We start from the raw sequence: 16,868 nt of genomic DNA, 5'->3' as shown, positions 1-16,868 counted from the left end.
GTCACACGCCCTCGGTCAGTTCCGGCGAGATCAGGATCACGATCTCGTTCACGCGCTGGTGCGCCTCCTTCGTGCCGCCCTGGTAGTTGAAGATGCCGTCGCGGTCGGTGCTGTCATCCTTGCGGCGAAAGCCGCTGAGCACAAGCGTATCGCCCGATTTGAGCGAAGCGCGCTGCATCGTCTGGACCGACGCGGTCAGCGGCAACTGCATGAACGTGCCAATGCCCAGGCCGTCGTCGCTGCGATCGCGCCGATCTCGCCGGTCCCGCGCATCGCCGTCGTCGCGGATGTCCACGCGCGGTCCCTTGCCGTCGTCACCCAGCCGCACGCGCGCGCTCGCGCCGTCGCCACCGCTCTCCGACTCCTTGCCCGTGCGCAGGTTGATCTTCTCGAGCCGCTTGAGATCGGACATATCGATCTGCACCTGAAGCATCACGCTGCGGTTATCCATCAGCGTGGGCAGCAGGTTCATGACGAAGCCCGTGGTCAGCACTGCCTGTTCGGCCGTGACCACCGCCTGCCCACCGTAGTTGCCCGGCGTCATCTTCGTTTGCGCGACAAAGCCCTGATTCTGCGTGACGGCCACCGGCGCGGGCTGGTTGTTCAACGTGACCACCGTGGTGTCGATCACCGTGCTCACGCGCCCCTGCTGACTGAGCGCCTTGAAGAATGCCGTGGAGCCGGCCAGGCGCCCGTTCGGAATCTTGGTGAGACTCAGGCCGCCGCGATCGCCCATCAAACCGCCGCTCAGCGCCGGACCTGACAAGCCCGCCACCAGGCCGCTCGCGGACTGGTACACCAGCTTCCAGTCGATGCCGGCCGCCGAACGCTCGGTCAAATCGACGGAATAGACCTGCACCCGGAGTTTCACCTGCCTTCCAAGTACGGCGTTCTCGGCGTCGATGTAACGCGCGACCCGTTCGACGACGTCCGCCGTATCGGTGACGACGAGCGAACTCGTGACGACCGACGGCGTCACGCGCCCGCCCGGCGAGAGCATGTCCGTCACGGTCTTGACGAGGTCCGCCCAATAGTCGAGTTCCGACGCCACGGTGACGTTCGCATCGGCGTTGAAGCTCAGGTCGACACCGCCCGGCGTGCCGCCCCCGCCGCCGTCGGTCGAACCGCGATCGGCCTTCATCTTCGAGGCCTTGCCGACCGACGCGCGATACGACGAACTGCCGGGCATCATCTTGATCTGGAAGGTCTGCGTGACATAGCGCGCGAACTGCACCACGCCGTCGCGATAGCGCCAGTGGGTGCCCGACCGGTGGGCGATGGTATCCAGCAGGCCGGAGAGCGTGCCCTGGTATTGCAGCGGCACGGCAGGCTCGCCCGACTCGGTGCAGTTCACCTGAAAGAGGGCACCGGCACCATGACCGACGGATCCGCCTGGTCCGCTCCTGCCGTCGCGCAGGTCGCGGCCCATGTCGCCGGCGGTGTCGCACGCCACGTCGGAAGCCAGGCGAATCGTCAGCCCGTTGCCACGCGCGACCTGCGCGAGCAACACCGACATGGGCAGCGGGGCGCCGGTCGAGAAGCGCACATTGCGCTTGAAGAATTCGGGAAGTGCGACGGTCGCGCTCACGGCAACCGATTTCTTCGACAGCCACGCGCCGTCGACGTGCTCGATGGCGCGGATCGGCGGCGCCGAGTGCGTTGCCATCGACGACTGTGCGGCCGCACGCGTCTCGGTGACGTTCTCGTCCGTCCTGGTCAGCATCCCCGGCGTGCCGCACGCCGCCAGTAACGTGATGGCGCACAACACGCCGAGTCGCTTTCTCATGGATTACCGCTTCCGTAGTCATTGGCCGCGCGAGACGCGGCACTTGTCATTGTGTGGCGTGCACCACGCGCAGCACGCGGTTGGCGTCGTACACCTTCACGCGAATCGGCGCGTCCGTGTTCTGCAGCGAGCGCACGATCTGTTCGACGATGCCGAGAAAGTCCCCGCGAAACGTGGCCGGATACTCGATCGGGAAGTCGCGCTCGATTTCCCACGCGAGCTGCCAGCCGTGGCGCTCGGCGTAACGCCGCATGGCCTGCGAGATGCGGCCGTCCGCCGGCCGCAGCACGAGTTCGAGACCGGCCGCGCCAGGCGACGGCGAGGCCCCCGGTGGCGCCACAAGGCGCTGAGCGCCGCCGACGGGCGCCGGCCGGAGATCGCCGCCGCGCGCCTCCAGCGCCTGCCCGGCCTGGCTCGGACGGCGGTTTGCCGGCGTCTCGGGGTCGGCGCCGGCCGCCTGCGTGAGCGGCTTGTGACTCGCGAACGTCCACGTCGCACCGGGCGCCGACGCCCCCGCTTCGAGCGCGTGCACCGGCGACATTCCGCTACCCAGCGCCGCCAGGAGCGAGGCAATACGCATGCCGGAAAGAGTCATGTTCGGTCCGCCTCCATATCAGGTCCCCCGGGAACCCTTCTCATCCGGCGATCGTGAAGTCCAGATCCGCCTGCGTGACGTCGCTGCCGCCGTTCGATTTGCACGCGTCCACGATCTTGGTCTTGTCGACCGCGTCGCCCTTCTTGATTTCCGCGCCGTTGATGCTCAGTGTGGCGAACGTGCCGATCATCTTGGCGGCGAATTCCTCGCACTGCGCGCTGGGATAGCCGACCGACTTGACCATCACGCCGCTGGACGGATACGTGGTGCCCGGCACCGGATTGATCGTGATGTTGCCGCCGAAGCGATTGAGCAGCGACTTGCCGCCGTTGGTGCGATTGAACGGTTCCGCCACGGCCATCTCCAGGATCTTTTCCGGGGTCGATTGCGTCGTGAGGATGCCCGAGGCCACACCGTTCTGCACGGCCAGCGCCGACATCTGCCAGTCCTTCATTTCCTGCGAGAGCTTCACGCTGTTCATGAGCCGCGGCACACCGACCATCGCGCCGGCCATGATCAGGCCCATCACGGCGACGGCGACCGAGAGTTCCACCAGGGTGACGCCGCGCTGCCGGCGCTGACGCAGTCGTTGAATCCGGGGTGTATTGCGTTTCGCGATGGCGTTTGCGTCGGTACGTACAGTCATTTTTCCGATCCGAATTTTCGAGAGGTTGAAAGAAACGACGCCGCGCTCCGAGATACCTCGCTCGCGACGACAGGGCCGATTTATGCCCCAACGCCGAGCCTCGCGTTGTGGCGTGCAGCACGCGTCTTTCGCAAATTGACATTGGGCGCAAGCAAGAAGTCGCCCATCCATGCGCCATTTCCGACACCGCCGTGCGCACCGCGAAAACCGTTCCGATACGGACGAAACGCACGCCAATACGAACGCGCGAACGCATGCGGCCCACGTGGCGGCGGGCGAGAGGTCAGAAAAAAATCAGAATGTGACTAGACGCAAGCCGAGGACTCACAAAGGCGAGCGCAAACGGGGGAATTCAGCAGATTCACAAGCCGGATGACACGGCCGGATGAGGGTAAGGGTGTGGAGTGAGTTCGGCGGGCGCATCGCCGCGTTTTCGGCCGGCGTCGCTGGCCACCTTGTCGCCGGGCAGCGCGAACGACGCTGCCCGCACGGCTCACTCCACCTTCATCCCGGCCAGTTCGGGCCTGCCCGGCGGGTAGGTCAGCTTCAGTTCGGTCAACGCGTGCACCAGCAACTCGGCCACCATCAGGTTGCGGTGGCGTTTCGAATCGGAGGGCACGATATACCACGGCGCATATTCCGTCGAGGTGGCCGATAACGCTGCCTCGTACGCCCTGGTGTACTGCGGCCAGAAGCTGCGTTCCTTGAGATCGTTCAGCTCGAATTTCCAGTGCTTGTTCGGATCGTCGATACGCTCCTGCAGGCGCTTGCGCTGCTCTTCCGAGGAGATGTACAGGAAGCACTTGATGATGTGCGTGTGGTTGTCCGAGAGCAGACGTTCGAACTGATTGATGTGCTCGTAGCGGCGCTTGCATTCGTCGGCATCGATCCAGTCGTGCACGCGCGTGATGAGCACGTCTTCGTAGTGGCTCCTGTTGAAGATCACGAGTTCGCCCGCCGCGGGCACCACCCTGTGCACGCGCCACAGGAAGTCACGCGCCAGCTCGATGGGTGTCGGCGCCTTGAAGTTGGCTACGCGAATGCCGAGCGGGTCGACATTCTGAAAGACGGCGCGAATGGTGCTGTCCTTGCCGGCGGTGTCCATGCCCTGCAGCACCAGCAGTACGCGATGCTTGCTGTTGGCGTGCAGGATCGTCTGCAATTCGTCGAGCTTGAGGGCCAGCTCGGCCATGCGCACCTTGTCGTCATCCTTGCTGTCGCCGGCGAACGGCTTGTCGGCCGGATCGAATGCCGACAGGTCGAGCTTCTTGCCGAGCGCTACGCGGTATTTCTCGAACATCGCCAACTCCTCGTGACATGCCTGGCCGGCCAACCGGCAGTATCTCGCACTTTGCGCGGGTCATAGAAAAAGCGCCCCAGTTCAGTCGCGCGCAAAAAAAGCGCGGTGCCGTGAGGCAACCGCGCGTTTTCCTTCAGGCCACCGGGGCCGAAGCGGCGTCCGGATCGGAACGCCGATCATGAGCAAATGCCGGATGAGCCGCTTGAGGCAGCGTTCGCGTGGAACGGCCCGGCCGACTCAGGCGCCGAGCTTCTTCTTGAGCAGTTCGTTGACCTGCGCCGGGTTCGCCTTGCCCTTGGTGGCCTTCATCGCCTGACCGACCAGCGCGTTGAACGCCTTCTCCTTGCCCGCGCGGAATTCCTCGACGGACTTGGCGTTGGCCGCCAGCACTTCGTCGATGATCTTCTCGATCGCACCGGTGTCCGTGATTTGCTTCAGCCCCTTCGCCTCGATGATGCGATCGGCGGCGGCGTCGTCGGTGGCACGCTCCTCCCACATCAGTTGGAAGACTTCCTTGGCGATCTTGTTCGAGATCGTGTTGTCGGCGATGCGTGCGAGCAATCCGGCCAGTTGGGCGCTCGAGACCGGGCTGGCCTCGATGGTCAGGTCTTCGCGATTGAGCAGCGACGACAGCTCGCCCATGATCCAGTTCGCGGCCGGCTTGGCGCTCGCCTTGCCGGCCTTGGCGACCACGGCTTCGAAGTAGGCGGCCTGCGCCTTCGACTGCGTGAGCACCGCGGCGTCGTAGTCGGACAGGCCATACGTTTCGACAAAGCGCGCCTGCATGCCCGCAGGCAGCTCGGGCAGCGCGGCGCGCACGCGATCGATCCATTCGCTGTCGATCACGAGCGGCATCAGGTCCGGGTCCGGGAAGTAGCGGTAGTCGTGCGCGTCTTCCTTGCTGCGCATCGAACGCGTTTCCTTCTTGTCCGGATCGTACAGACGCGTTTCCTGCACCACTTCGCCACCATCCTCGATCAGTTCGATCTGACGGCGCACTTCGTACTGAATCGCTTCTTCGAGAAAGCGGAACGAGTTCAGGTTCTTGATCTCGGCGCGCGTGCCGAACGCCTTCTGGCCGACGGGCCGCACGGACACGTTCGCGTCGCAACGGAACGACCCTTCCTGCATGTTGCCGTCGCAGATCCCGAGCCACACGACCAGGCCGTGCAGCGCCTTGGCGTAAGCCACGGCCTCGGCCGCGCTGCGCATGTCGGGTTCGGTCACGATCTCCAGCAGCGGCGTGCCGGCGCGGTTCAGATCGATGCCCGTCATGCCCGCGAAGTCCTCGTGCAGCGACTTGCCCGCGTCTTCCTCCAGGTGCGCGCGCGTGAGCGTGACGACCTTTTCATAAGCCTCGCGGCCGGTGCGCGGGTCGGCGTCGACCTGAATCTTCAGCGAGCCGCCCTGCACCACCGGGATCTCGTACTGGCTGATCTGATAGCCCTTGGGCAGATCGGGATAGAAGTAATTCTTGCGCGCGAAAATGCTGCGCGGCGCGATCGTGGCGCCAATGGCCAGACCGAACTCGATCGCGCGCTCCACCGCGCCGCGATTGAGCACGGGCAGCACGCCCGGCAGCGCCAGATCCACCGGGCAGGCCTGCGTGTTGGGGGCGGCGCCGAACTGCGTCGACGCGCCCGAGAAAATCTTGGAAGCGGTGGAGAGCTGTGCGTGCGTCTCCAGACCAATAACGACTTCCCATTGCATAAGGTTCACCCTGTCTCAACTTGTCGGCGTGGCGCGCTCGCCCCGCCGTCGACGCCAGTCGCCCCCACGTGGGGAACGCCCCGGCCTGTTCTTCCTTTGCGTCGAGCCGACCTGCCTGCCCGCGCGTCAACCCACGAGCCCGTTCGCCGATCACCCGCCGATCACCTGCCGGTCATCCGCCGGTCATCCGCTACGGCTCCGACTCCTTACGACCCTTACGACCCTTACATCCCTTACGAACGACCGGTCACCGGCGCGTATCCGCCGCGCAAATCCCCGAGCGCGGATCGAAGCTCACCGGCCAGGCGTTCTGGTAAATGCCCGGCGTGCAGTACGACTCGCAATTGGCATGCCCGATCGTCACGTTGCCCGGGTCCTGCCAGATGAGCAGCTGGCAGTTGCCGCGGTTCGCGCGCAGCTCGATGCTCGGGCGCCATTTCGTCTGGTGGAAGTCCGCCAGATTGAAGTGACAGCTGCCGCGATTGCCGACCCACAGACGCCAGTCGAGCGTCTGCACCTGGTTGGCCGACACCTTGAGCGTCGCCTGTTCGCGAAAGCCGTCTTCGTCCGTCTGCGAGCAATAGCCCGACAGATTGATCTCGCGGTAGGCAATGGGCGTGGGCCGCCCGATCGGCAACGAGCACGACGCGAGCGTGAGCGCCATGCCCGCCAGCGCGAGCACCTTTGACGCCACACCGGCCGGCCCGGCAATGCCGGCGCGCGCGAGAGAGAGCCTGGTCGACACTTGGGGGGCACGCATGATCAGACGCCCGTCGGCGCACGCTTGTGCCAGTCGGTCGCGCGCTGGAACGCGTCGGCCACTTGCAACAGGCGGGCTTCGTCGAAATAGTTACCGATGAGCTGCAGGCCGACCGGACGCGCGTCGCGTCCCTGCCCGACCGGCAGGCTCATCCCCGGCAGACCCGCCAGACTCACCGACAGCGTGTAGATGTCGGCCAGGTACATCTGGACCGGATCGGCGCTCTTCTCGCCGAGGTTCCACGCCACCGACGGCGCCACCGGTCCCATGATCACGTCGCACTGGGCAAACGCGTTCTGGAAGTCCTGCGCGATCAGGCGACGGATCTTCTGGGCCTGCAGGTAGTAGGCATCGTAGTAACCGTGCGAGAGCACGTACGTACCAACGAGAATGCGGCGCTTGACCTCGGTGCCGAAGCCTTCGGCACGCGACTTCTTGTACATGTCGAGCAGGTCGCGGTACTGCGCGGCGCGGTGGCCGAAGCGCACCCCGTCGAAACGCGACAGGTTGGACGACGCTTCGGCGGGAGCCAGCACGTAGTACACGGGGATCGACAGTTCCGTCTTCGGCAGCGAGACGGGCACGCGCACGGCGCCGAGCTTCTCGAATTCGCTCAGGGCCGAGTCGATGGCGGCACGCACGTCGGCGTCGAGGCCTTCGCCGAAGTACTCGGACGGCAGACCGATGCGCAGACCGGCCAGCGGCTTGTCGGCCGTGGCGCCGTCGAGCGGCTTGCCCAGACCGCGCGCGAAATCCTCGTCGGCGCGCTCGAGGCTGGTCGAATCACGCGCGTCGAAGCCGGCCATGCCGTTGAGCATCCACGCGCAGTCCGCGGCGCTGTGCCCGAACGGTCCCCCCTGATCGAGCGACGAGGCAAACGCGATCATGCCGTAACGCGACACGCGGCCATAGGTCGGCTTGATGCCCGTCACGCCGCAAAAGGCGGCCGGCTGACGGATCGAGCCGCCGGTGTCGGTACCGGTGGCTGCCGGGGCGAGGCGCGCGGCCACGGCGGCAGCCGACCCGCCGGACGAGCCCCCCGGCACGGCGCGCGTGTCCCAGGGGTTTTTCACCGGGCCGAAGTGCGAGTTTTCGTTCGACGAGCCCATGGCGAACTCGTCCATGTTCGTCTTGCCCAGCGTGACCATGCCGGCATCGGCCAGACGCTCGACGACGGCCGCGTCGTAGGGGCTCACGTAGTTTTCCAGCATGCGCGAGCCGGCGGTGCTGCGCCAGCCGCGGGTGACGAAAACGTCCTTGTGCGCAACGGGAATGCCCAGCAGCGGCTGGTTCGCGCCGTCGCCGGCGGCAATGCGGGCGTCAGCCGCGCGCGCCTGCGCGAGGCTCGCCTCGGCGTCGACGTGCACGAAGGCATTCAGGTCGGCCGCACCGGCAATGCGGTCCAGGTAGTGCTGGGTGAGCTCGACGCTCGAGACGCGCTTGGCGTCGAGCGCGGCGCGCAAATCCTGCAGATGAATCAGATCTTGTTCCATGGTGGCTGCTGTACTGGGTGGCGCGTGAGGGAGTGCGCGGTACCGCTCGGCGCGGCACGACGCGGATACGCGAGCGCCCGGCGTGCGGCCCGGGTCGGGCTCGCGTGGCCCGCCGGACTCATTCGATGACCTTCGGCACCAGATAGAGGCCGTCCTGAACGGCGGGCGCCGGACGCTGGTTCGCGTCGCGGTCGACCACCTCGGTCACGGCATCGGCGCGCAGCCGCTGAGCCACCGCCTGAATTTGTTCGATCGGATGCGCAAGCGGTGCCACCCCGGCCGTGTCGACCGACTGCATCTGCTCGACGAGCGCAAAGAAGCCGTTGAGCTCCTTTTCCATGTGAGCCGCCTCGTCATCGGCCAGCTCGAGACGCGCGAGGTGGGCAATGCGTTTGACGTCTGAGAGATTCAAAGCCATGAAGAAATCCCGAAAAATTGCGCATTGAGGAGCAGCCGGGTGCATGTCCGACGCCGAAATTAGGGACAGAATGCGGAGATTCTGCGAACAAAGGGGAATATTCCCATCATTTCAATCCGCGCACCGGGCTGCGCAGGACCGCCGGCACGCCGTGCCGCAAGGCTCCCCGCGTGCACGGCGGGGGCGTCGAATGTGGCGTGAACGTGCTTGTTTTTCCTGCAAAACCTGCGAAATTATAAGGTATCATTGCGCATTAAATTTGCGTCGGAGCGTGTTTTTGCACCCTTCGACGCTGTCGCGCAAGCGGGCCTCGACGCGTTCGGGGGGCGCGACAGACGATCGCGCAGTCCATCGGAAGACCCTGACGCGACGGATTTATGACGGCAGCCCCGCCTCCTGCCCGGTACAGCATTCCTCGGTTTGTCCGCACGTTTCGCGAGCCGCTCAGCAGCGCCTGGCGATTTTTTTGCGAACAGGCCGGAACCCAGATGACAGGCCGCCGTCCCAGTCACATCCATTGGGACGGCCTCACGCAAACACAGGATTTTGCATGTTCGGTTTTCTTCGCAGCTATTTCTCCAACGACCTGGCCATCGACCTGGGCACGGCCAACACCCTCATCTACATGCGCGGCAAGGGCGTCGTTCTCGACGAACCGTCGGTCGTCGCCATTCGTCAGGAAGGTGGCCCGAGCGGCAAGAAGACGATTCAGGCCGTCGGTAAGGAAGCCAAGCAGATGCTCGGCAAGGTGCCCGGCAACATCGAGGCGATCCGCCCGATGAAGGACGGCGTGATCGCCGACTTCACCGTGACCGAACAGATGATCAAGCAGTTCATCAAGATGGCTCACGAGTCGCGTCTGTTCTCGCCGTCGCCGCGCATCATCATCTGCGTGCCGTGCGGTTCGACCCAGGTCGAGCGCCGCGCCATCAAGGAAGCCGCGCACGGCGCCGGCGCCTCGCAGGTATACCTGATCGAAGAACCGATGGCCGCCGCCATCGGCGCCGGTCTGCCGGTGTCGGAAGCCACGGGCTCGATGGTCGTCGATATCGGCGGCGGCACGACCGAAGTGGGCGTGATCTCGCTGGGCGGTATCGTCTACAAGGGTTCGGTGCGCGTGGGCGGCGACAAGTTCGACGAAGCGATCGTCAACTACATCCGCCGCAATTACGGCATGCTGATCGGCGAACAGACCGCCGAAGCGATCAAGAAGGAAATCGGCTCGGCCTTCCCGGGCTCGGAAGTCAAGGAAATGGAAGTCAAGGGCCGCAACCTCTCGGAAGGGATTCCGCGCGCCTTCACCATCTCCAGCAACGAAATCCTCGAAGCACTGACCGATCCGCTCAACCAGATCGTGTCGTCGGTGAAGATTGCACTCGAACAAACCCCGCCGGAACTGGGCGCGGACATCGCCGAGCGCGGCATGATGCTCACGGGCGGTGGCGCGCTGCTGCGCGATCTCGACCGTCTGCTCGCCGAAGAGACCGGCCTGCCGGTGCTCGTCGCCGAAGACCCGCTCACCTGCGTGGTGCGCGGTTCGGGCATGGCGCTCGAGCGCATGGACAAGCTCGGCAGCATCTTCTCCTACGAGTAAGCCAACGTGCGTGGTTCGTCATCCGGCGCGGTGGGACCTTTCCCCCCACACCTCGCCCCGGATGACCTGCCCCGCAGCAAGACCCCGCGCGCGGCGCCTGCGCTCATGCCGCTGCGTCGCACCCGACTGACCTCATTCGTGCACCGCGGCGTCTCGCTGCGCGTGCTTCCCTGAAGGGCCCACCATGCAGTACAGTCCGCCGCCACTGTTCAAACAGGGACCGTCGGCGTTGGCCCGGCTGATTTGTTTCGTCGCGCTCGCCATCGGCCTGCTCGTGGTCGACTCGCACTACAACACGCTGGAGCGGGTCCGGGCCGTCGTCGGCACCGCGCTCTATCCCGTGCAACGCATGATGCTGATGCCGCGCGATGCCATTCTGGGGGTCGCGAGCTTCTTCTCGACCGAATCGCAGCTCACCGGCGAAAACAGCGCGCTGCGCGAAAAGAATCTGGCATTGTCCGTTCAGGCCCAGCGCAACGATCAGCTCGTCGCCGAGAATGAGCATCTGCGCCAGCTGCTCGATCTGCGCCAGCGGCTGCCCGTGCCCAGCATTCCCGCCGAGATCGAATACGACACGCGCGACCCGTTCACGCAGCGCGTGGTGATCGATCGCGGCACGAAGCACGGCGTGAAGCTCGGTGCGCCGGTGCTCACCGAACAGGGCCTGCTCGGCCAGGTCTCGCGCGTTTTCCTGCTGCAAAGCGAAGTCACGCTGCTCACCGACAAGGAACAGGCGGTGCCGGTGCAGGTCACCCGCAGCGGCGTGCACAGCGTGATCTACGGCGGCTTGCGCGGCGACGTGCTCGACCTGCGCTTCATTCCGCTGTCGGCCGACGTGAAGGTCGGCGACGAGATCGCCACCAGCGGCCTGGACGGCATTTATCCCGCCGGCCTGCCCGTGGCCCGCATTACGAAGGTCGACCGCGTCTCCGACACCGCGTTTGCACGCATCCTGTGTCAGCCGGTGGCCAATCTGCGCAGTCAGCGTCAGGTGCTGGTGCTGCAATACACCACGCCGCTCGCGCTGCACCCCGACGCCGCCGCCGATCTCGCGCGCGCCTCCGATCCGTCCGCCAGCGGCGCCAAGCCGGCACCCAGGGGCGGCACGCGCGCGGATCCGAAGCTCGCGCCGGGCGCCCGCAAGGGTCATTGAGGAATCGACATGTCACGACCGCAATACATTCTGCTGCCGGTCAACCCGTACTTCATCGCGCTCAGTCTCGTGGTGGCGTTCCTGGTCAACCTGATGCCGTGGGGGCACGCCCCCGCCATGCCCGACTTCGTGGCGCTGGTGCTGATGTTCTGGAACATCCATCAGCCGCGCAAGGTCGGCATGGGCGTGGCGTTCGTCCTGGGGCTGCTCATGGACGTGCACAACGCCGGACTGCTGGGCGAGCATGCGCTCGCGTACACGCTGCTGTCGTACGGCGCGATCATGATTCACCGCCGGGTGCTGTTCTTCACACTGCTCGGTCAGGCGTTGACCGTGCTGCCGCTGCTGCTGCTCGCGCACGTGGTGCCCTTCATCATTCGTCTGGCGACCGGCGCGGCATTCCCGGGCTGGTGGCCGCTCGCGGCAAGCTTCGTCGAAGCGCTGCTCTGGCCGGTCATCAGTATCCTGCTGCTGGCACCGCAGAAGCGGGCCGTCGACCGCGACGACACGCGTCCGATCTGAGGGGCACAATGCCTGTACGACAGCACCACCGAGCCCCGCCCGCCCACTCAGCATGACCGAGTTCAAGAATCCCCAGCAACAGCTGCAGACGTTTCATCTGCGGGTGACGGCGGCCGCGCTTTTCGTGCTGATCTGTTTCAGCCTGCTCGCGGTGCGCTTCGTCTACCTGCAGGTCTTCCGTCATAACCAATACGCCTTGCAAGCGGACGAAAACCGCGTCTCGCTCGCGCCGATCGTGCCCAACCGCGGCGTGATCATGGATCGCAACGGCGTGGTGCTCGCACGCAACTACTCCGCCTACACGCTGGAAATCACGCCCTCGAAGATCGGCCGCCCGCTCGAGGACGTGATCACCGATCTGTCCGATGTGGTCGAGATCACGCCGCGTGACCGCGCGCGGTTCAAGAAGCTCATGGACGACAGCAAGAGCTTCGAGAGCCTGCCGATCCGCACGCGGCTGACCGACGAGGAAGTCGCCCGCTTCACTGCGCAGCGCTTCCGCTTCCCCGGCGTCGACGTGCACGCTCGCCTGTTCCGCCAGTACCCGCTCGGCGAGACAGCCGCGCACGTGATCGGTTATATCGGCCGGATCTCCCAGCGCGACCGCCAGCGCATCGAGGCGATGAGCGAGGAGAACGACAGCGACAGCGCGAAGTACGACATCCGGCGCGACGTGAACAACTACAAGGGCACCGATTACATCGGCAAGATCGGCGTCGAGCAGAGCTACGAGACACAGCTCCACGGCATTACCGGGTTCGAGGAAATCGAAGTGACGGCCGGCGGCCGCCCGGTGCGCACGATCTCGCGCACGCCCGCCACGCCGGGCGACAACCTCGTGCTGTCGATCGACATCAAGCTCCAGCAGGTGGCCGAGCAGGCCTTTGCGGGACGCCGCGGCGCGGTCGTCGCCATCGAACCGAAGACCGGCGACGTGCTCGCCTTCGTGTCGGCGCCGAGTTTCGATCCGAACCTGTTCGTCGAGGGCATCGACCAGCAGAACTGGGACGCCCTGAACAACTCGCCCGACCGGCCGCTGCTCAATCGTCCGCTGCGCGGCACCTATCCGATCGGCTCGACGTACAAGCCGTTCATGGCGCTCGCCGCGCTGGAGCTCGGCAAGCGCACGCCCAACTGGGGCTTCCAGGACACGGGCTCGTTCACCCTGGGCAACCACACGTTCCGCAACGACGTGCGCAATGGTCAGGGCTGGATCGACATGTACCGCTCGATCGTGGTGTCGAACGACACGTATTACTACATGCTCGCGCACGACCTCGGCGTCAACGCCATTCACGACTTCATGGCGCCGCTCGGCTTCGGTCAGCTCACGGGCATCGACATCGAAGGCGAAGCGCGCGGCATCCTGCCGTCGACCGAGTGGAAACGCAAGGCGTACAAGAAGCCGGCGCAACAGAAGTGGTACGACGGCGAGACGATCAGCCTGGGCATCGGTCAGGGCTACAACTCGTTCACCATTCTGCAACTCGCCCACGCCACGGCCACGCTGGCCAACAACGGCGTGGTGATGAAGCCTCACCTGGTGAAAGCGGTCGAAGACCCCGTGACGCACTCGCGCCAGCTGACCGTGCCGAAGGAAAGCGCACGCCTGCCCTACAAGCAGGCCGACATCGACTTCGTCAAACGCGCGATGGTCGGCGTGATCAAGGAAGGCACGGGGCGCCAGGCCTTCGCCGGCGCACCGTACGAGGCGGGCGGCAAGACCGGGACGGCGCAGGTGTACTCGCTCGGCAAGAACGAGAAGTACAACCACAACGCGATTCCCGAGTTCAAGCGCGACCACGCGCTGTTCATCGCCTTCGCCCCCGCCGACGACCCGAAGATCGCCATCGCGCTGATCGTCGAGAACGCCGGCTGGGGTGGCACCCAGGCCGGGCCGGTCGCCCGCCGCCTGCTCGACTATTACCTCATCGACGAACCCAAGGAGCGCGCCGCCGAGGCGGCCGCACTGCAAGCGGCGGCGTCCGGTGCCACCGCGGCGTCGGCGGCAACGGCGGTCTCGGCCACGCCCGACGCCCCGCCCGCGAGCGCGGCCGAACTCGGTGCACGCGCGACGGCGGCAACGGCAACGGCGGCGGCGACCTCGGCCACGCCCGCACGCGACGCCAAGGCATCCGCCGCGGGGGGTACCGTTCCGGGCACGCCGAAGCGCGAGACGCCGGCCGTGAGCCCGACCGTCGCCGACGAGGCCCGTCATCGCGCCGCCATCCGGGCCCAGGGCGCGAAAGGAGCAACGCCATGATGGCGCTCGACAAACACACCTGGAAAGAGCAGGTCCGACGCGTTTTCGCCGCGTTCGACAAACCACTCGCCCTGATCGTCTTCCTGTTGCTTTGCGTGGGGCTGGTCACGCTCTACAGCGCGAGCATCGACGTACCCGGGCGCGTGGAAGACCAGATCCGCAACATCGTGCTCACGTTCATTCTGATGTGGGTGCTGGCGATGTTGCCCACGCAGACGCTCATGAAGTTCGCCGTGCCGTTGTACACCGCGGGCGTGGCCTTGCTCATTGCGGTGGCGATGTTCGGCCTCACGAAGAAGGGCGCGAAGCGCTGGCTGAACGTCGGCATGGTGATCCAGCCCTCCGAGATCATGAAGATTGCCATGCCGCTGATGTTGGCCTGGTACTTCCAGAAGCGCGAAGGCAATATCCGCTGGTTCGACTATCTCGTTGCCATTGCGCTGCTGGGCGTGCCGGTCGGCCTGATTGCCAAGCAGCCCGATCTCGGCACCGGTCTGCTGGTGGCCGCCGCGGGACTTTACGTGATCTACCTGGCCGGCCTGTCGTGGAAACTCATTCTGCCGGTGCTCGTCGCAGGCGTGCTCGGCATCGGCACGATCCTCGCGCTCGAAGACAAGATCTGTCAGCCCGACGTCGAATGGTATGTCCTGCACGACTACCAGAAGCACCGCGTGTGCACACTGCTGGATCCGACGTCGGACCCGCTGGGCAAGGGCTTCCACACGATCCAGTCCGTCATCGCCATCGGCTCGGGCGGCACAACGGGCAAGGGTTGGCTCAAGGGCACGCAGGCGCATCTGGAGTTCATCCCGGAAAAGCACACCGACTTCATCTTCGCCGTGTTCGCCGAGGAGTTCGGCCTGATCGGTGAAGGCGTGCTGTTGTTGCTGTACCTGCTGCTCGTGGCGCGCGGGCTGGTGATCGCGGCGAGCGGCGCCACGCTTTTCGGCCGATTGCTCGCGGGCGCGGTCACGATGATTTTCTTCACCTACGCCTTCGTGAACATGGGCATGGTCAGCGGGATCCTGCCCGTGGTTGGTGTGCCGCTGCCTTTCATGAGCTATGGAGGCACGGCGCTGGTGACGCTCGGTCTCGGGGTGGGCATTCTGATGAGCGTTGCGCGGGAAAAGCGCCTCATGCAGAGCTAGCAGGTCTATCCCGATCACCCCAGAAAGACGGCAGGGCATCCGCCCTGCCGTTTTTTTTGCCGGTCGCCGCGAACGCGCGTCGTGGGATACGTCCCGAACCCGATTCACCGGTGCCGCACCGCCGCTTGCCACTTCATTTCAATGAGCGAAACGTGGGATACCGCCCGGCGCAATTTGAATAAAAAGAATGCCACCCCGACAACGCATGCGCGCGGGGCGTCGCGCCACGCCGGCCCCGCTGGCATGGCGCAACGCCCCGCGACGTGCAACTCACCGAGAGAGGCTCTGGCATGACGATCTCATTGCAGGCATTGGCCGCAAATTCCGCCCCCCTGATCGACAATCTGGCGGCGGCTGACCCCACGAAGCTCCGATTCGCGATGAGGAACGACGGCACGCTCGTCGTCTACAAGGGGCACAAATACCTGCTTCACCCACAGCAATGCCGACGCGCCATGTCGTTCATGAAACGCAATGACCTGCTGGGCGAGCGCCGCAGCCACCTGAATCCGAAACATCTGCGCCTGAACAGCGAACCCGCCAGGAAGCTGGTCGACCTGGTCCGGTCGGCCACAGGCGTCGGCAAGCCGCTTACCGACGCCGCCTCGCATCGCACAGCGGCGGGCAAGCCGAATCCAATGCTCACGCTGGCGAGCCTGCGGTCGTCGCGCTTGTTCAATGGGTTCGACGCGGCAAGCCCGACGGCGAGCCCCACGCCGTCGCGCGCCTCCAATTATTCGAGCGAGTCGCTTGAATACACGCCGGGCAAGGCGGTCGAATTGCGGTACAAAACGACGCGTGAAGGTATCGAGGCGTCCAACCGTCGCGCGCTTCACGTGCTGGACCGTCCGCCCGAAACGATGGCCTGCGGCGGTCATCCCGACACGCCGCCGCCGCCCTATCGCTCCCCGTATGGCTCCCCGTCGATATCCTCGGTGAATCGTGCCGAACGCCCCTACTCCGACGACCGCACCGCACCACCCGCCTCCCAAGCACTGCCGCCGGTGCCACCGAAATCCGATCGACAGGGCCTGATCCGCACATACAACGCCTTGTTGAACCATGGCGAGGGCCTTCCCACGCAATCACGCATCCTGGCCGACGACGACCCCGTGCCCCAGCGTCCCATCCCCAAACCAAGGCTGCACGCGCAATCCCCCGCCCCCCTCGGCACATCCGGCACACCCGACACACCCGACACACTCGACACGCCCAGCGCACCCCGCACGCCCGACATCGCCCGCCAGGCGTCGGCGGCGTCATCCGCGTCCAGCGACAGCGACACCTCCGCCGCCGGCAGCGAGCGGGGTCAGGCCTACATCGACGATCTGAGTCGGTCGCCCCGCACCGTTCGGCTGGCGCATCGCATGCGGACGAACCAGACGTTGTGACGCCGGGCCGCGCGCCTGGGCATGAGCCAATCCTGCAAGCGACATCGCTCGCCGACCACGACCATTGGCCGACGAACGTTCAGAATTCG

The 16,868-nt window shown here is 65.6% G+C and carries 14 protein-coding genes; 6 read left to right on the top strand and 8 right to left on the bottom strand.

What is annotated here, in order from left to right:
- Position 1: 1 nt before the first annotated feature.
- The 8 genes from W930_RS28275 to gatC form a co-directional block, all read right to left on the bottom strand.
- Positions 2 to 1,786, bottom strand: coding sequence for a secretin N-terminal domain-containing protein (locus tag W930_RS28275; protein ID WP_023872793.1), 1,785 nt, complete (start codon positions 1,784 to 1,786; stop codon positions 2 to 4).
- Between the two features lie 46 nt (positions 1,787 to 1,832).
- Entirely contained in the window at positions 1,833 to 2,381 is a 549-nt protein-coding gene (locus W930_RS29305) for a toxin co-regulated pilus biosynthesis Q family protein (protein WP_081814418.1), read from the bottom strand.
- Between the two features lie 40 nt (positions 2,382 to 2,421).
- Positions 2,422 to 3,027 carry a type II secretion system protein gene (locus tag W930_RS0120270; RefSeq protein WP_023598100.1) on the bottom strand — a complete coding sequence of 202 codons (606 nt, stop codon included), beginning with the start codon at positions 3,025 to 3,027 and terminating at the stop codon, positions 2,422 to 2,424.
- Between the two features lie 493 nt (positions 3,028 to 3,520).
- Positions 3,521 to 4,327, bottom strand: coding sequence for a polyphosphate kinase 2 family protein (locus W930_RS0120265; protein WP_023598101.1), 807 nt, complete (start codon positions 4,325 to 4,327; stop codon positions 3,521 to 3,523).
- Positions 4,328 to 4,564: 237 nt separating this feature from the next.
- Complete coding sequence (gene gatB, locus W930_RS0120260) at positions 4,565 to 6,037, bottom strand: Asp-tRNA(Asn)/Glu-tRNA(Gln) amidotransferase subunit GatB (protein WP_174234937.1); 1,473 nt, start codon at positions 6,035 to 6,037, stop codon at positions 4,565 to 4,567.
- A gap of 247 nt (positions 6,038 to 6,284) precedes the next feature.
- The gene (locus W930_RS0120255) at positions 6,285 to 6,701 is read right to left on the bottom strand and encodes a hypothetical protein (protein ID WP_223272260.1); all 417 of its coding nucleotides are present in this window, start codon (positions 6,699 to 6,701) and stop codon (positions 6,285 to 6,287) included.
- Between the two features lie 98 nt (positions 6,702 to 6,799).
- Complete coding sequence (gene gatA / locus W930_RS0120250; protein WP_023598104.1) at positions 6,800 to 8,290, bottom strand: Asp-tRNA(Asn)/Glu-tRNA(Gln) amidotransferase subunit GatA; 1,491 nt, start codon at positions 8,288 to 8,290, stop codon at positions 6,800 to 6,802.
- 118 nt (positions 8,291 to 8,408) lie between these two features.
- Entirely contained in the window at positions 8,409 to 8,708 is a 300-nt protein-coding gene (gene gatC, locus W930_RS0120245; protein ID WP_023872786.1) for an Asp-tRNA(Asn)/Glu-tRNA(Gln) amidotransferase subunit GatC, read from the bottom strand.
- A gap of 550 nt (positions 8,709 to 9,258) precedes the next feature.
- Between gatC and W930_RS0120240 the strand changes: the two genes are divergently transcribed.
- The 6 genes from W930_RS0120240 (at position 9,259) to W930_RS0120215 (ending at position 16,779) form a co-directional block, all read left to right on the top strand.
- The gene (locus tag W930_RS0120240; protein ID WP_010805637.1) at positions 9,259 to 10,302 is read left to right on the top strand and encodes a rod shape-determining protein; all 1,044 of its coding nucleotides are present in this window, start codon (positions 9,259 to 9,261) and stop codon (positions 10,300 to 10,302) included.
- Positions 10,303 to 10,486: 184 nt separating this feature from the next.
- Positions 10,487 to 11,455 carry a rod shape-determining protein MreC gene (mreC, locus tag W930_RS0120235; RefSeq protein WP_023598105.1) on the top strand — a complete coding sequence of 323 codons (969 nt, stop codon included), beginning with the start codon at positions 10,487 to 10,489 and terminating at the stop codon, positions 11,453 to 11,455.
- A 9-nt stretch (positions 11,456 to 11,464) separates the two neighbouring features.
- Complete coding sequence (gene mreD, locus W930_RS0120230) at positions 11,465 to 11,977, top strand: rod shape-determining protein MreD (RefSeq protein ID WP_023598106.1); 513 nt, start codon at positions 11,465 to 11,467, stop codon at positions 11,975 to 11,977.
- 52 nt (positions 11,978 to 12,029) lie between these two features.
- Complete coding sequence (mrdA, locus tag W930_RS28265) at positions 12,030 to 14,240, top strand: penicillin-binding protein 2 (RefSeq protein WP_023598107.1); 2,211 nt, start codon at positions 12,030 to 12,032, stop codon at positions 14,238 to 14,240.
- Positions 14,240 to 15,388, top strand: coding sequence for a rod shape-determining protein RodA (rodA, locus tag W930_RS0120220; RefSeq protein ID WP_023872785.1), 1,149 nt, complete (start codon positions 14,240 to 14,242; stop codon positions 15,386 to 15,388). Before mrdA ends, rodA begins: the two co-directional genes overlap by 1 nt.
- Positions 15,389 to 15,678: 290 nt before the next feature.
- Positions 15,679 to 16,779: a hypothetical protein gene (locus W930_RS0120215; RefSeq protein ID WP_023872784.1), complete on the top strand. Its 1,101-nt coding sequence runs from the start codon at positions 15,679 to 15,681 to the stop codon at positions 16,777 to 16,779.
- Positions 16,780 to 16,868 lie beyond the last annotated feature (89 nt).

The organism is Pandoraea sp. E26 (assembly GCF_000681415.1).
Taxonomy (GTDB): domain Bacteria; phylum Pseudomonadota; class Gammaproteobacteria; order Burkholderiales; family Burkholderiaceae; genus Pandoraea; species Pandoraea pnomenusa.
The sequence above is the reverse complement of the archived record's forward strand: the minus strand, read 5'-3'. Positions and strand labels throughout refer to the sequence as shown.

What these genes read in the sequence shown, in the direction of transcription:
- gatB (WP_174234937.1), bottom strand. Translation starts at nt 6,037, where the DNA reads ATGCAATGGGAAGTCGTTATTGGTCTGGAGACGCACGCACAGCTCTCC.
- mrdA (WP_023598107.1), top strand. Translation starts at nt 12,030, where the DNA reads ATGACCGAGTTCAAGAATCCCCAGCAACAGCTGCAGACGTTTCATCTG.
- W930_RS0120240 (WP_010805637.1), top strand. Translation starts at nt 9,259, where the DNA reads ATGTTCGGTTTTCTTCGCAGCTATTTCTCCAACGACCTGGCCATCGAC.
- mreC (WP_023598105.1), top strand. Translation starts at nt 10,487, where the DNA reads ATGCAGTACAGTCCGCCGCCACTGTTCAAACAGGGACCGTCGGCGTTG.
- rodA (WP_023872785.1), top strand. Translation starts at nt 14,240, where the DNA reads ATGGCGCTCGACAAACACACCTGGAAAGAGCAGGTCCGACGCGTTTTC.
- W930_RS28275 (WP_023872793.1), bottom strand. Translation starts at nt 1,786, where the DNA reads ATGAGAAAGCGACTCGGCGTGTTGTGCGCCATCACGTTACTGGCGGCG.
- gatC (WP_023872786.1), bottom strand. Translation starts at nt 8,708, where the DNA reads ATGGCTTTGAATCTCTCAGACGTCAAACGCATTGCCCACCTCGCGCGT.
- W930_RS0120215 (WP_023872784.1), top strand. Translation starts at nt 15,679, where the DNA reads ATGACGATCTCATTGCAGGCATTGGCCGCAAATTCCGCCCCCCTGATC.
- W930_RS29305 (WP_081814418.1), bottom strand. Translation starts at nt 2,381, where the DNA reads ATGACTCTTTCCGGCATGCGTATTGCCTCGCTCCTGGCGGCGCTGGGT.
- W930_RS0120255 (WP_223272260.1), bottom strand. Translation starts at nt 6,701, where the DNA reads ATGGCGCTCACGCTCGCGTCGTGCTCGTTGCCGATCGGGCGGCCCACG.
- gatA (WP_023598104.1), bottom strand. Translation starts at nt 8,290, where the DNA reads ATGGAACAAGATCTGATTCATCTGCAGGATTTGCGCGCCGCGCTCGAC.
- W930_RS0120270 (WP_023598100.1), bottom strand. Translation starts at nt 3,027, where the DNA reads ATGACTGTACGTACCGACGCAAACGCCATCGCGAAACGCAATACACCC.
- mreD (WP_023598106.1), top strand. Translation starts at nt 11,465, where the DNA reads ATGTCACGACCGCAATACATTCTGCTGCCGGTCAACCCGTACTTCATC.
- W930_RS0120265 (WP_023598101.1), bottom strand. Translation starts at nt 4,327, where the DNA reads ATGTTCGAGAAATACCGCGTAGCGCTCGGCAAGAAGCTCGACCTGTCG.